Genomic DNA, 14,068 nt, shown 5'->3' on the forward strand with positions numbered 1-14,068 from the left:
CATGAAGCCGTTCCTGCTCCTGGCCACGCGCGCCGAAGACACCGCAGCCGATGAGGAGTACGCGGCCTTCGCCCGTTTTGGCGGCCTGGAACCGGGCCAGTTGCAGCGCGTGCGGCTGGAGGCCGAACCAATGCCGGCCATCGATCTGGACGATTACAGCGGGATCATCCTCGGCGGCAGCCCGTACACCTCCAGCGACGACGACGCGTTCAAGTCCGCCGCCCAGCTGCGCGTCGAGGCCGAGCTGGAGCAGCTGCTGGACACCGTCGTCGCCCACGATTTCCCGTTTCTGGGCGCCTGCTACGGCGTCGGCACCCTGGGCCGGTACGGCGGCGGCGTGGTGGACCGGCAGTACGGCGAGCCGATCGGCGAGGCGCAGATCGTGCTGACCGACGACGGCGCCGCCGATCCCCTGTTGGCCGGCCTGCCCCGCGAGTTCGGCGCTTTCGTCGGCCACAAGGAGGCATGCTCGGTGTTGCCCGCGGGCGCGGTGCGCCTGGCCGGGTCCGAGCACTGCCCCAACCAGATGTTCCGGCTGCAGGAAAACCTCTACGCCACCCAGTTCCACGCCGAGTTGGACGTCGACGGCCTGCTGACCCGGATCTGGATCTACCGCGACGCCGGCTATTTCCCGCCGGACCAGGCCGATGCCGTCATGGAACGGGTGCGCGGACGCACCGTGACGATCCCGCAGCGGATACTTCGCAACTTCGTCACCCGCTACGCCACCGACCGACACAGCACCCACCGAACCCCACCGGAACGAGGAACCGAATGAGTTTGAAAGAGCAACTGCAGGCCGACGTCGTCGCCCACATGAAGGCAGGGAACAAGACGGCCCTGACCACGGTGCGCAACGTTTTGGGCGAGATAGCAACCAAGGAAAAATCCGGCAAGACGCCGGTGGAGCTGGATGATGCCCAGACCACCGCGCTGCTGCAGAAGGAAGCCGCCAAGCGCCGCGACACGGCCCGCATCTACACGGAAGCCGGCGAGCCGGAGCGGGCCGCCGCGGAAACCGCGGAAGCCGAGGTCATCGAGGCGTACCTGCCCCAGCCGCTCACCGAGGCCGAGGTCGCGGAGATCGTGGACAACACCATCGCCGGGCTCAAGGCGGACGGTGCGGAGCTGTCCATGCGGCAGATGGGAGCGGTGATGAAGCCGGTCACCGAGAAGGTGGCGGGCCGCTTCGACGGCAAGGCCGTCAGCGAGATGGTCCGGGGGCGGCTGGCGGGGCAGTAACCAAAGCGGTGAAAGGTCAGTCCGCCAACTCCGGCGGCCAGACGATCCGGAAGCGCTCGAACACGACTTCGTTGTCTCCGCGCCACTCGGTCCCCTGCGCGGCACAGACCCGCTTCCAGTAGATCAAGTGCTGCTCCAGCCAGGTCGAGCGCTGCCGGTCGTCTTCGGCCTCATCCCAGGCGAACGCGTCGTCCACGCTGTCCGGCGGCCCCAGCCGAAGCTCGGTGGAGCGCAAAATGACCCGGGGCTTGCCCGAGCCGTCGCAGGCCACCCAGTGGTCCCCGATCCGCGGAAGCCGTTCCCCCTGCCGGTGGAATTCGGCCACCAGCGCGGCCGTGGCGCGCTTCGGGCCGGCGATGACCAGCCCCAGCAGCGCGTCCGCGAGCGCGGCACTGTCGCCGAAATGGTCGACGACGGCTTCCTCACCGGGGCTGATGGCTTCCGGCCGCGCGGCTGCGTACTCGCTCCACATCTGCAGGGCGGCATCACGGTCGGGGCTGGCGCACGGTGTAGTCACCGTCGAATCCTAGCGGGATGGCCGCCCCCGAAGGATCCTGGGCGGGTGGTTGGCGCCGGAAATCCCTAGGCGGGGTGGCCGGCGTCGAGATCCTGGACGTCGCTGAACGACAAAAGGCCGGTGATGTCGCCGCCGCGGGTCTCAAGCGGGGACAGCAGGAAACCGGTGTGGTCGCCGAGATCGACTTTCTTCACGACGCGCCCGACCATGACGCGGGCGGCGTCCGCCAGCAGCGGAACATCCTCCGGTCCGGGCAGCCAGTCACAATGCGCGAACTTGTCCACGTCGTCGCCCGTCGCGGTGCCGAACAGTTCTGCGAGCGCCCGCTGGCCGCGCCCGAGCACGTGGACCGCCAGCACGCCTGCCTCCAGCGCCACGGGATGGGTGCGGTTCTGCTGCGAGATGCACACCAGGAACAGGGCCGGCTTCAGGCTGCATTGCGTGGCGAAACCGACCAGGCAGCCGGACCGCTCGCCTCCGGCCCCCGCTGCCGTGACGATGTACATCGGATAGTCGAAGCCCCGCACGAAGTCGCCCATCAGCTGCCCGGTTGTTGCCTGTTTCTGCGCCATGCCCACATCATGCCGTACTGGATGCCGATGCCGCCGCCGGACGCCCCGTTGGCGGTGCTGCCGCCTTGACGGCCTATCCGGTGCATGGTTGTGTCGAAGTTGTCCCCCCAACCAATCAACCAGCGCGTCCCCATGACCTTTCGCCCCTCGCACCGGCCGATGAGGTTCATCACCAAGAACGGGAGGCACTAATTTGAAGAACGTATTTATCCTCGGACTGACCGATTTCCAAGCCGGCGAGTTGCAGACCGTCCGCGGCGCCGAGAACTACACCTTCCACAGCCTGCTCGACTACGACCGGCTGGTCCGCGAGAAGGACATCGACTTCACCGCCTTGCTGGACGCGGCGCGGCAGCAACTGCGCGAGTTTGACGGCAGTGTGGACGCCATCGTCTCCCACTGGGACTTCCCCACCAGCGTGATCGGGCCGATCCTGGCCAAGGAATACGGAATCGCCGCTCCCTCCCTGGAGAGCGTGCTCAAGTGCGAGCACAAGTACTGGAGCCGGCTGCAACAGCGGGAATCCATCCCCGAGTGTGTCCCGCAGTTCGCCTCCTTCGACCCGTTCGACGACGATGCGCTGCAGCAGATCGACATTCCGTTCCCCTTCTGGGTCAAGCCGGTGAAGGCGCACTCGTCCAACCTCGGGTTCCAGATCCGGAACGAGGAGGACTTCGACGAGGCCATCCGCGCGATCCGCGCGGAAATTGCGCAGGTCGGCGACGCCTTCAACGAGGTCCTGCAGATGGTGGACCTGCCGCCCGAACTGCAGGGCGCCGGCGGCAACACCTGCCTGGCCGAACAGTTCGTCACCGGCACCCAGGCCGCCCCCGAGGGAACCATGTTCCGCGGAAAATACAACGCCCACGGTGTGTTCGACATGCACAAGGACGCCGCCGGCACCAGCTTCGAGCGGCTGGACTACCCCGCCAACAGCGTCCCGGAGTCCGTCCAGCAGCGCATGATCGACCTGTCCGAGCGGTACCTGCGCCATGTGGGCTTCGACAATGGCTGCTTCAACGCCGAGTTCATGTGGGACGAGGCGGAGGACCAGCTCTGGCTGATCGAGGTCAACACCCGCATCTCCCAGTCCCACAGCGACTTGTTTGCGAAGGTGGACGGCGTCTCCAACCACGAGGTCGCCATCGACATCGCGTTGGGTGTCGAGCCGTCGATGCCGCACCGCAAGGGCGAATTTGCCGTCGCTTCCCAGTGCATGGTCTTCCACGACGAGGACGCCATCGTGACCCGCGTGCCGGACGAGCAGGACACGGCGCGGCTGGCAAAGCAGATCCCGCACGCCAACTTCACGCCGCAGGTGAATGTGGGCGACCGGCTCTCCGAACTGCCCAACCAGGACAGCTACCGCTACGTCATCGGCATCCTGTACCTCGGCGCCGACGACCGGGAGCAGCTGGTGCAGCGCTACGACGCCGCCTTGGAAGCGCTGCCCTTCGAGTTCGAACCCGTCGCCGCCGCCTCCCGATAAGCCTGTGCCGACCCGGGCAGACTCCCGTCATCCCGCCCGCCTCCGGCCGCCGTCACGCCGCCTGGAGCCGCCGCGGTCTGCGAGTCTCCCCGGGTCCCCGGGTCGTGGGAGCCCGTGCGGCTTGCCCCCGCGGCCGCCCTGCAGGCGATCACCAACCGCCGCCGCGGCGGCGGCAGAAAGGAGCAATGAGCACTGCATGAACATTGTTGAAAGCTTTCCGCACGACGTCCGTTCGATCGAAAATGTCTTCATTCCCATGCGCGACGGCGCCCGGCTGGCCGCGCGGATCTGGATGCCGACCGATGCCGAGGATCGGCCGGTGCCGGCCATCCTCGAGTACATCCCCTACCGCAAGCGGGACAACTCGCGGGGCCGCGACCAGCTGAACCACCCCTACTTGGCCGGCCACGGCTACGTCAGCGTCCGGGTGGACATGCGGGGCAGCGGCGACTCCGACGGCGTGCTGGTGGACGAATACCGGCCGCAGGAACACGAAGACGCCGAAGACGTCATCGCCTGGCTGGCGGACCAGCCCTGGTGCGACGGCAACGTGGGCATGATGGGCATCTCCTGGGGCGGATTCAACAGCCTGCAGATGGCCGCCCGGCAGCCGCCGGCGCTGAAGGCGATCATCAGCGCCTCGGCCACCGACGACCTGTACGTGGACAACATGCACTACATGGGCGGCTGCCTGCTGGCGGACAACCTCTCCGAGGCCACCGTCATGTTCGCGTTTAACAGCCTGCCGCCGGACCCGGAAATCGTCGGCGAGAAGTGGCGCGAGATGTGGCACGAGCGGCTCTCCGGCAGCGGACTCTGGCTGGAGACCTGGCTGGAGCACCAGACCCGCGGCGACTATTGGAAGCCGGCGTCGGTCTGCGAAGACTATTCGCAGATCAAGATCCCGGTCATGGCGGTCGGCGGCTGGGCCGACGGCTACACCAACGCCATCTTCCGGCTGATGGAGAACCTGGAGGTACCGCGCAAGGGACTGATCGGACCGTGGGGGCACAAGTACCCGCATCTGGGCGTGCCCGGCCCGGCCATCGGGTTCCTGCAGGAAACGGTGCGCTGGTGGGACCACTGGCTGAAGGGCAAGGACACCGGCCTGATGGAGGAACCGATGGTCCGGGCCTGGATGCAGGACGCGGTCTCCCCCGAACCGTCCTATGAGGACAGGCCCGGCCACTGGGTCGCCGAACCGTCCTGGCCGTCGCCGAACATCGAGAACCAGCGGTGGCAGCTGGGCCGCTACGGGCTGTTCCCGGAGGGCTCGCCGGTGGAGCCCGGCGGCAGCGTAGACCTGCTTTCGCCGCTGAGCGTCGGCATGTTCGCCGGCAAGTGGGCGTCCTACGCGGCGCTGCCGGACCTGCCGTCCGACCAGCGCGAGGAGGACGGCGGCGCGCTCGTCTTCGAGACCGACCCGCTGGAGGGCGACGTGGAGGTCTTCGGCCGCCCCGTCGCCGCCTTCGAGGTTGCCGCGGACAAGCCGGTCGCCCAGCTGGTGGTCCGGCTCTCCGACGTTGCACCGAACGGCGAGGCAACGCGGGTCACCTACGGCCTGCTCAACCTGACGCACCGCGACGGCAGCGAGCATCCGGAGCCGCTGGAACCCGGCGAGCGCTACCGGGTCGAGATACCGCTCAACGGCCTGGCCCAGTCGTTCCCGGCCGGGCACCGTCTGCGGCTCTCGGTGTCGACGTCGTACTGGCCGCTGGTCTGGCCGTCGCCGGAACCGGCGACGGTCACCGTCTTCGCCGGCGGCACCCTCGACCTTCCGGTGCGCAAGCCGCGGGCGGACGACGGCGAACTGCGTCCCTTCGCGGAGCCGGAGACCGCCCCGGAGCTGGAGACCACGCTGCTGAACCCCGGCAACCACCACTGGCGCACGATCCGCGACCTGGAGGCCGGCACATCAACGGTGGAGATCATCAACGACCAGGGCCGGTTCCGGATCGACGAAACGGGCACCGACATCCGGCGCGTCACCAATGAGTGGTACACCTCCCGCGGGAACGACGTGAACTCCGTCCGCGGCGAAACCCAGACGGTGCGCCGCTACGAACGCGGCGATTGGCGGGTCGAGGTGCAGACCAGGACGGTGCTGACGTCGACGCCGACCGACTTCGTGGTGAACGCGCAGCTGGATGCGTACGAGCTGGACGAGGTAAGCGGCAACCCCCGCGTTTACTCGCAGAACTGGCAGCGCAGCATCCCCCGGCAGCTCGTCTGACCAGGGGGCCGGACATGCAGCCGGCGGCGCACTAAGAAAAGGGAGGCCAGGATCCATCCGGACCCTGGCCTCCCTCATGGGGTTTTCGCGATTACCACTGAACCCTGGCCATGGTGGCCGACAGCTCCGGGATCTTGCTCTCGGTGACCGGCTGGATTCCGGTGACCGTGGCGAAGCCGGCGGCCAGCAGCGCGAAATCGCTCTCCGGCGGGGCTTCCTCCTGGCTGTCCGCGATGGCCAGGCGCAGGTCCTCGTCGCCGCGTTCGGCCAGCGTGGTCTGCACGATGCCGAATTCGGCCAGCGTCGCGGACCGGTATTCGGGCAGCCGGGTGCCGTCCACGTTGGGCACGTTGAGGTTCAGCACGGTTCCGGTCTGCTGGTCCATCAGGTACGGCAGCAGCCCGGTCGCCAGCCGCGCCGCGGTGTCCCAGTTCAGCTGTTCCGGCTCCAGCCCGGTGTCCAGCGACACGGCCATCCCGCGGCCGCCGTTCACGCCCGCGGTCAGCGCGGCGCCGACCGTGCCGGAGTGCAGGATCACCCGGCCCACGTTCGCGCCGCGGTTCACGCCGGAGAGCACCACGTCCGGGCCGTCCCCGAAGGCACCGTGCGGCGCGATCATGGCAATGAAGCCCGGCGTGCCGTGCACGGCAAACGCCGGCACGGACTCCAGGCCCTTCAACGTGCGCCGCTCGATTCGGATGCGGCCCTCGTCCTCCCGGGCCGTAATGGACGCGCTGCTGCCGCTGGCTTCCGCAACCGGCGCCGCGATCGTCACGTTCAGGCCGGCCTCCAGGACTCCCGCTGCCAGGGCGTGCAGGCCCGGCGAGTCGATACCGTCGTCGTTGGTGATCAGGACCATCTTCGGCTTGCTCATTGTTCTTGAACCTTCCGCGCCAACTCGTCGGGGCTGATTTGCCGTCCTGCTGCCTTCCCGCCGCCGTCGTAGGGCGAGACCGTCACCAGCTTGGTCAGGTTCCGAATGGCGCCCTCTTCGCCGGTGCCCAGGCCGTGGCGGGTCACGTTCAGCGCGCCGGCGGCCGTGCCCAGCACCACCGCCTCGTGGATGGTGCCGCCGTCGGCCAGGGTCGCGGCGACCCCGGCGGTCAGCGAGTCTCCCGCCCCATGGGTGTCCACGCTCTGCATCTCGGGGACCCGGATCTCGCTCAGGGCGCCGTCGTGCAGCATCAGGGATGGAAGGTGTGCGCGGGTGACAATCACCGTGCCGGCCCCCTCGTCGTGCATGCCGCGCATCGCCTCGATGATCGCCTCGGGTTCGTCCGAGGCGGCCCGCCCGCTCTCGGTCAGTTCGTCGTCGGCGATTTTGGCCACGCTTACGCCTCCGGCGAGCGCGGCGGTGAGCCGGTCGCCGGTGAGGTCGGTGATCACCCGGCAGCCGGCGGTGCGCAGGTCGGCGGCAAGCCTCCGGTAGACGTCGTGCGGTACGGCGTCTTCGCGGACCGCGCCGCTGAGGATCGCCGTGCCCGCCTCGATCCCGGCCTGCAGGGTCAGGCCGTAAAGTTCGTCGAGCTCATGCCGCGTCAGTTTTTCCCCGGGGCTCTCGGCGATGACCTCCCGGTCGCCGCCGCGCCGGTCATGGACGTACGCCGCGCTGCTGCCCTCGCCCTTTACCGGGAGGACCTTGACCCCCTCGTCGGCGATCAGATGCCGGATCACGCCGCCGGCTTCGCCCGAGAACGCGGCGCACATCGTGACGGACGCGCCGAGTGCGGTCAGCATCCGCGCCTGCCAGACGCCCTGGCCACCGGCGTGCAGGTGGATATCGGCGGTGCCCTCGACGTCCTCCACCGTCACGGTGAGCACGGGCGAGGGAGCGAAAATAACTACGGAGCCCATCGCGTGCCTCCCTCGAACGATCCAGCCATGTTGCCTCCTTTTTTGTTGCCCCGGGGCAGCCGTCACGGCTGGGCGGCTGCCCGCTCGCATCGGTAGCCGACCACACTCCCAGCCTCCTGGCCCCGGGCGTGCGCACCTGCGCTTCGCCCGGCCGTTTGCCTGCAGCCCGGGAGGGGTCGATTCTGGTTTCGACACTAACGCCCAACCGGGGCACGGACAATGGGCGCTCGGGCGGTAGCGGTCCGCCCGTGGTTCCCGTTAGGGTGGCTCGGAGCCGGTCCCCGCGGCAATCTTCCGGCACCGGATAAGTCCCGGCACACCGGAGCACCGGTGTGCACGGACAGATGGCCCGGGGAGCCGACGGGCTGAAAGGAAGAGAAGAAGTGCCTGCCTCCACTCCCGCAGCATGCAAAGCCCGCGTTGCCGCCGTCGCGTTGCTCACACTGCTGGGCCTGGGACTGGCCGGCTGCAGCGCGCCGGACTATGAGGGGCCTTACGACCGCGGCTTCGTCAACACGCTGGACTCGCTCGAGGGAAAGTCGGTCACTGTGACGGGGGCGGTGGAAGAAGTGGTCGCGCCCGAAGCCTTCACCATCGCAGACCCGGCGGACCCCGCCGTTGAACCGCTGCTGATCATTTACGACACCGACCTCGACGACCTGTCGCCGGGAGAGCCAATTCGAATCACCGGGATCCTCCATACGGTCCTCAATCTTCCGTATCTGGACGACGAAACCGGCACCGGCCCGGACGACGCGGTTCTTGCCCCATGGGATCGGAAGCCGTATATCAAGGCTTCCGTCGTCACCGCTCCGCCCTCCGCTGGCGACTAGGCGCCGCAGCTTGCATCGGGCCGGTTATTCCGGCGTCGCGCCGTCCAACACCCGGTCGATGATGTCCCGGACGCGGTCCTCGGCAATGATCGTGAAGTGCCCGCTGGTCTCGAGCCGGATGTTGGTGGCGCCCTCGAGCCGGCAGCCGCCGGGAATGTGCGGGTCGAAGGCGCTGTAGACGGACACGATCCGGTGGTTGACAGCCAGGTTGGCCAGCAGCCGCCGCAGGACGCGGTTGTTCGGCGCGAACGCCCGGACCATCGGCGTCACCGCGAAGGACGCGTAGCGGGAGCCGGAAAACGGCGTTCCGATCGCCACCATGCGCTTCACCCGCGCCCCGGACTCCGCGCCCGTCATCACGTATTTGCCGATCAGTCCGCCCTTGCTGTGCGCGATGATGGTCACGTTGTCCAGGTCCTGCCCGCGCAGGTAGTCGGCGACCAGCCCGGCCATCCGTTCGACGCTGCCCACGTTGAAGCCCAGCGGCTCGATCACGTGCACCGGATGCCCGCGCCCGTGGACGTGCTCGATCAGCGGGCGCATGAACTTCCAGGACTCGTAGATGCCCGGAAGTACGACGACGGGGTCCGCCGCGCGGGTTCCGGCCTCCCGGTACCGCGCCGGGCCGGTCCGGTCGAAGAGTCCGCGGACCTGCCGGCGGCCGATGTAGGCGTAGTCCAGCAGCCAGGCCCGGCCCAGCCGCAGTGCCGGGAGCAGACGGTTCATTGCCGGTCTATGACGGCAGCATCGTCGAAGCCGGCCGTGGCCAGGCACAGGCGGGCCACCGGGCCGGGTGAACGGAACATCATCACGTGCGCCTCGCCCGGGATGCTGTCCACGATCGTGCCCGGGCAGGCAGCGGCCAGTTCGCGGCACCAGTCCAGCGGCACGATCGGGTCCCGGTCGCCGCGGACGATGCGCACCGGCACCTGCACCCCGGCGATCCGCTGCTCCAGCTTTTGGTCGAGCATGGCCGGCAGTGTCTTCAGGAACCAGCGCGGCCCGCAGCGCAGGTAGTCGGTGGCCTCGATCATGTCCACGGTCAGCGGTTCCCGGAACCCGTCCTGGAGCAGCCGGAGGCCGTGCTGCCAGGCCGTGCGCTCGCGGCGGTTCGCCGTCGGCGCCAGCAGCACCAGCGCGGCGGCGGTGTGCGGGTGGTGCAGCGCCATCTCGACGACGATCTGGCAGCCCATCGAGTGGCCCACCAGCACGGCGGGGCCGATGTCCAGCCGGCCCATGGCCGCGTCGACCAGCCCGGCGAAGTCCACCAGCGAAAGTGCCCGGTCGGGTTTGGCGGTTCCGCCGTGTCCGGGCAGATCGACCAGGTGTACCGTTCCGTGCCGGGCCAGTTCGGCCGCGAGGGGTTCGAAGTAGCGTCCGGAGACGCCGATGCCGTGTACCAGCACGAAGACCGTGGGCCCGGAGCCGACGGTCCGGATGCGGACCTCGCATCCGTCGATGGTCAGCATCTGGGCTGTCTCGCCCGGTATTCCCGCCAATTCGCCTGCCTTTCTGCTCAGTCGACCAGGGCCTTTGCATGTTCCAGCCGCTGCGAGATGACGGTGGTGACGCCGTCGCCGCGCATCGTTACACCGTACAGCGCGTCGGCCACTTCCATGGTGCGCTTCTGGTGGGTGATGACGATCAGCTGGCTGGATTCGCGCAGCTCCTCGAAAATGGTGATCAGCCGGCCCAGGTTGGTGTCGTCCAGCGCCGCTTCCACCTCGTCCATCACATAGAACGGGGACGGACGGGCCTTGAAGATCGCCACCAGCAGGGCCACCGCGGTCAGCGAGCGCTCGCCGCCGGAGAGCAGGGACAGGCGCTTGATTTTCTTGCCGGCGGGCCGGGCTTCCACGTCGATGCCCGTGGTGAGCATGTCCTCCGGGTCGGTCAACACCAGCCGGCCCTCGCCGCCCGGGAAAAGCCGGCCGAACACGCGCTCGAACTGCACGGCGGTGTCGCGGTAGGCCTCGGTGAAGACCTGTTCCACCCGCTCGTCGACTTCCTTGATGATCTCCAGCAGGTCCTTGCGCGTGGCCTTGAGGTCCTCCAGCTGGGTGCTCAGGAACTGGTGGCGTTCCTCCAGCGCCGCGAACTCCTCGAGCGCCAGCGGGTTGACCTTGCCCAGCGCGGCCAGGTCGCGCTCCGCTTTCTGGAGCCGCTTCTGCTGCTCCTCGCGCACGAACGGGACACCCTCGGCGACGGCGTTGCCGTCCTCGTCCACCGGCGCCCGCAGGGCGGCCCACTTGTCGTTCGACGCCGCGGTGGCGACCGGCACCGGCTGGTCCGGCCCGTATTCGGCGATCAGGTGGTCGGGGGTCAGGCCCAGCTCCTCGATGGACCGGGTCTGCAGGGCCTCGATCTTCAGCCGCTGCTGGGCCCGTGCCAGCTCGTCGCGGTGCACCGTGTCCGTCAGTTCGCGCAGTTCGGCGGCGAGCGCGTCGGTCGACGAGCGGACCGTGGACAGCTCCGCCTCCCACGCCGCGCGCACCTCTTCGGCCTCGTCCCGTTCCCGCTCGGCGAGGTCCACCGAGACGTCCAGCCAGGCCAGTGCCTCCCGGGCGCCCTGTGCGACGGCGGCGGCCTTGGCGGCCTGGAGCCGGCGCTTGCGGGCGCGCTCGGCGGCCTGCGCCCGGGCGTGCCGTTCGGTGGCGGCGGCCCGTTCCAGCGAGGCCGCCCGGTTGCCGATGGCCGTCAGCTGTTCCTCGCCCGAGCGCAGCGCCAGCCGCGCCTCCATTTCGACCTGGCGTGCCCGGGCGGCCGCCGCGGCGAGCGCGTCCCGCTGTTCGGTGGACGGTTCGGCGTCGGCCGGGGCATCCTCGGCGGCCTGTGCCGCGGCCAGCCGCGCGGTGACGTCGGCCAGCTTCTGCTGTTCGGTGACGATGTTGGCCTCGGCGGCCTGCACCAGTTTGGCCAGCCGTTCGCTCTCCCCGGTGGCGGAGCGCAGCGCCGAGCCCAGCTGTCCCAGGCGTTCGGCGACCGCGGCCAGCCGGGCGTCGGACTCGTGCAGCTGCTCAAGGGCGGCCTCTGCCCGCAGCCTGGCCTCGTCGCGGCGCGAGGTGGCGCCGGCGATCGCGAACTTGGCCCGCTCGGCCCGGGCCGTGGCGGCTTCGAGCCTGTGCATGGTCTCGTCCACCGCTGCCTGGACCTCCAGCAGGCTGGGGCCGCCGGCGGACCCGCCGCGCGCCGAGCAGGCGGTAAAAATATCCCCGTCCCGGGTGACGGCGGTCAGCGCCGGGTCGGCCGCGATGACCCCTGCCGCCATCGGGAGGTCCGCCACGACGACGGCGGAGCCCAGCAGCGTGCGGACCGTTCCTTCGACGCCCCGCTTGGCCTGGACCAGGCCGGCCGCGGGGATGGCCCCGTCCGGGAGTTCCGCCCTGCCTCCGGCGCTTCCGCCCTCCGGCACCGGGGCGCCGGCGATGAGGAGGTCCACCTGGCCGGCGTCGTCGGCCTTCATCAGTTCCAGCGCCCGGACGGCGGCGTCGGGGTCCGCGACGGCGACGGCTTCGGCCAGCGGCCCCAAGGCTGCCGCAATCGCCGCCTCATAGCCGGGCTCCACCGTGATCAGGTCCGCCAGCGGGGCCAGCACGCCCTCGGTTCCGGAGGCCAGCAGCAGCTCGCTGCCGTCCCGCCGGTTCAGCCCGACTTCCAGCGCCTCCTTGCGCGCGGCGAGGGCGTCGCGTTCGCGTTCGGCCTCGCGTTCGTCGGCCCGCAGCTGCTCCAGCTCCGCCTCAATGACGGCGAGCTCGTCGCTGGCGTCCTCGTACGCGGCGTCCAGGCCCTCTTCGCCCTGTTCCACCCCGGCCACCTGCGACTCCAGCGCGGCGAATTCGGCCTGCGCCTGGCGCCGGCGTTCCTCGCCCTCGCCGATCGAGGCGCGGAGCCGGCCCAGCTCGGCCTCGGCGGACTCCACCCGGGACCTGGCTGCCCCCACCTGGCCGGCCAGCCTGGCCAGTCCCTCGCGCCGGTCCGCGGCGGCGCGCAGGATGCCGGTCAGCCGCTTTTCCTCGTCCTCGGCAGCCCGTTCGGCGGCGGCGCGGCCTTCGATCGCGTCGTCGAGGGCGGCCCGGCGGTCCTCGAGCTCGAACTCCAGCTCGGCCTGCTCCTCGCGGACCTCGGCCGCCTGCTGTTCCAGGACCTCCGGGTCCCGCCCGCCCTCCGGTTCCCGGTCCGCGGAGCCGAGCAGCCGCCGTCGTTCATTGGCCAGGCCGGCGAGGGCGCGGAAGCGTTCGCGGGTGGACGAGAGCTGGTACCAGCGCTCGCGCGCGGCGTTGAGCTCCGGGGTGGCTTCGGCCGCCAGCCGCTCCAGCTCGGCCAGGCGCCGGCGCCCGGACTCCAAGGTCTTCTCCACCTCGGCCTGCCGGGTCTTCAGCGCGGCCTCGTCCGCCACTTCCTGGGCCAGGGACGTGCTCAGCTCCACCAGCTCGTCGGCGAGCAGGCGGGCCCGGGCATCGCGGACCTCGAACTGGACCTGCTGGGCCCGGCGGGCCACCTCGGCCTGCTTGCCCAGCGGCGTCAGCTGCCGGCGGATCTCGCCGGTGAGGTCGGTCAGCCGCTGCAGGTTGGCCTGCATGGACTCCAGCTTCCGCACCGTTTTTTCCTTGCGGCGCCGGTGCTTGAGAATGCCGGCGGCTTCCTCCACGAAGCCCCGGCGGTCCTCCGGCGTCGCGTGCAGCACCTTGTCCAGCTGGCCCTGGCCGACGATCACGTGCATCTCCCGGCCCAGCCCGGAGTCCGAGAGCAGTTCCTGGATGTCCAACAGCCGGCAGCTGCTGCCGTTGATGGCGTATTCGGAGCCGCCCGTGCGGAACAGGGTGCGGGAGATGGTGACTTCGGAGTATTCGATCGGCAGGGCGCCGTCGGCATTGTCGATGGTCAGCGACACGTGCGCCCGGCCCAGCGGCGGGCGGCCCGCCGTGCCGGCGAAGATGACGTCCTCCATCTTGCCGCCGCGCAGCGTCTTGGCGCCCTGCTCCCCCATCACCCAGGCGAGGGCGTCCACCACGTTGGACTTTCCCGACCCGTTCGGACCGACCACGGCGGTGACGCCGGGCTCGAAGTCGAAGGTCGTCGCCGACGCAAAAGACTTAAAGCCCCGCACAGTCAGAGATTTAAGATGCACGTTGTGTCTCCCGCGGCGGACGTTTTCCTTGCCTCAATCTACCGTGCCCGCCGCGGATACACGGGCACGACGGGCTTGTCGCGGTGGACAAACGTGTGGAGCGGCCGGCGTGTGCAGGTGCGCGCATCCCGGCGGGCGGGGTGGCAACCTTGTGTAAGGGCCACGGAGAACTACCCTGAAGGCCAGTCCACGTCCCGGTG

The 14,068-nt window shown here is 69.7% G+C and carries 12 protein-coding genes; 5 read left to right on the forward strand and 7 right to left on the reverse strand.

Features of this window, described 5'->3' with window-relative positions; all coding sequences use genetic code 11:
* Position 1: 1 nt before the first annotated feature.
* Complete coding sequence (locus AC5RVV_RS03275; RefSeq protein WP_493999977.1) at positions 2 to 778, forward strand: glutamine amidotransferase; 777 nt, start codon at positions 2 to 4, stop codon at positions 776 to 778.
* On the forward strand, positions 775 to 1,242 hold the full coding sequence (locus AC5RVV_RS03280; RefSeq protein WP_493999978.1) for a GatB/YqeY domain-containing protein: 468 nt from the start codon (positions 775 to 777) through the stop codon (positions 1,240 to 1,242). Before AC5RVV_RS03275 ends, AC5RVV_RS03280 begins: the two co-directional genes overlap by 4 nt.
* A gap of 16 nt (positions 1,243 to 1,258) precedes the next feature.
* On the opposite strand, the gene AC5RVV_RS03285 is transcribed toward AC5RVV_RS03280, so the two are convergent.
* Positions 1,259 to 1,759 carry an ASCH domain-containing protein gene (locus AC5RVV_RS03285; RefSeq protein WP_493999979.1) on the reverse strand — a complete coding sequence of 167 codons (501 nt, stop codon included), beginning with the start codon at positions 1,757 to 1,759 and terminating at the stop codon, positions 1,259 to 1,261.
* A 65-nt stretch (positions 1,760 to 1,824) separates the two neighbouring features.
* Complete coding sequence (locus AC5RVV_RS03290; protein ID WP_493999980.1) at positions 1,825 to 2,331, reverse strand: flavin reductase family protein; 507 nt, start codon at positions 2,329 to 2,331, stop codon at positions 1,825 to 1,827.
* 193 nt (positions 2,332 to 2,524) lie between these two features.
* Between AC5RVV_RS03290 and AC5RVV_RS03295 the strand changes: the two genes are divergently transcribed.
* Together AC5RVV_RS03295 and AC5RVV_RS03300 are read left to right on the forward strand one after the other, a co-directional pair.
* Positions 2,525 to 3,820, forward strand: coding sequence for an ATP-grasp domain-containing protein (locus AC5RVV_RS03295; protein ID WP_493999981.1), 1,296 nt, complete (start codon positions 2,525 to 2,527; stop codon positions 3,818 to 3,820).
* Positions 3,821 to 4,016: 196 nt separating this feature from the next.
* A complete protein-coding gene (locus AC5RVV_RS03300; protein WP_493999982.1) occupies positions 4,017 to 6,053 on the forward strand; it encodes a CocE/NonD family hydrolase in 2,037 nt (678 codons plus the stop codon).
* 91 nt (positions 6,054 to 6,144) lie between these two features.
* On the opposite strand, the gene surE is transcribed toward AC5RVV_RS03300, so the two are convergent.
* Positions 6,145 to 6,927 (reverse strand): 5'/3'-nucleotidase SurE, encoded by a 783-nt coding sequence (surE, locus tag AC5RVV_RS03305; RefSeq protein WP_493999983.1) that lies wholly within the window; start codon positions 6,925 to 6,927, stop codon positions 6,145 to 6,147.
* Entirely contained in the window at positions 6,924 to 7,907 is a 984-nt protein-coding gene (locus AC5RVV_RS03310) for a PfkB family carbohydrate kinase (RefSeq protein ID WP_493999984.1), read from the reverse strand. Before AC5RVV_RS03310 ends, surE begins: the two co-directional genes overlap by 4 nt.
* 383 nt (positions 7,908 to 8,290) lie before the next feature.
* Between AC5RVV_RS03310 and AC5RVV_RS03315 the strand changes: the two genes are divergently transcribed.
* The gene (locus AC5RVV_RS03315) at positions 8,291 to 8,740 is read left to right on the forward strand and encodes a hypothetical protein (RefSeq protein WP_493999985.1); all 450 of its coding nucleotides are present in this window, start codon (positions 8,291 to 8,293) and stop codon (positions 8,738 to 8,740) included.
* Between the two features lie 24 nt (positions 8,741 to 8,764).
* Here AC5RVV_RS03315 and AC5RVV_RS03320 read toward each other — a convergent pair whose 3' ends face one another.
* The 3 genes from AC5RVV_RS03320 to smc are packed head-to-tail and all read right to left on the reverse strand — an operon-like array spanning position 8,765 to position 13,868.
* On the reverse strand, positions 8,765 to 9,466 hold the full coding sequence (locus tag AC5RVV_RS03320) for an esterase/lipase family protein (protein ID WP_493999986.1): 702 nt from the start codon (positions 9,464 to 9,466) through the stop codon (positions 8,765 to 8,767).
* Complete coding sequence (locus tag AC5RVV_RS03325) at positions 9,463 to 10,239, reverse strand: alpha/beta fold hydrolase (RefSeq protein ID WP_493999987.1); 777 nt, start codon at positions 10,237 to 10,239, stop codon at positions 9,463 to 9,465. The genes AC5RVV_RS03320 and AC5RVV_RS03325 overlap by 4 nt, the downstream gene beginning before the upstream one ends.
* Positions 10,240 to 10,256: 17 nt before the next feature.
* Complete coding sequence (gene smc / locus AC5RVV_RS03330) at positions 10,257 to 13,868, reverse strand: chromosome segregation protein SMC (RefSeq protein WP_493999988.1); 3,612 nt, start codon at positions 13,866 to 13,868, stop codon at positions 10,257 to 10,259.
* Positions 13,869 to 14,068: the final 200 nt, after the last annotated feature.

It is taken from the genome of Arthrobacter sp. MDT2-34-1, from assembly GCF_059091365.1.

Coding starts and splice junctions, on each gene's coding strand:
- AC5RVV_RS03275 (WP_493999977.1), top strand. CDS start 2: ATGAAGCCGTTCCTGCTCCTGGCCACGCGCGCCGAAGACACCGCAGCC.
- AC5RVV_RS03280 (WP_493999978.1), top strand. CDS start 775: ATGAGTTTGAAAGAGCAACTGCAGGCCGACGTCGTCGCCCACATGAAG.
- AC5RVV_RS03290 (WP_493999980.1), bottom strand. CDS start 2,331: ATGGCGCAGAAACAGGCAACAACCGGGCAGCTGATGGGCGACTTCGTG.
- AC5RVV_RS03300 (WP_493999982.1), top strand. CDS start 4,017: ATGAACATTGTTGAAAGCTTTCCGCACGACGTCCGTTCGATCGAAAAT.
- surE (WP_493999983.1), bottom strand. CDS start 6,927: ATGAGCAAGCCGAAGATGGTCCTGATCACCAACGACGACGGTATCGAC.
- AC5RVV_RS03310 (WP_493999984.1), bottom strand. CDS start 7,907: ATGGGCTCCGTAGTTATTTTCGCTCCCTCGCCCGTGCTCACCGTGACG.
- AC5RVV_RS03320 (WP_493999986.1), bottom strand. CDS start 9,466: ATGAACCGTCTGCTCCCGGCACTGCGGCTGGGCCGGGCCTGGCTGCTG.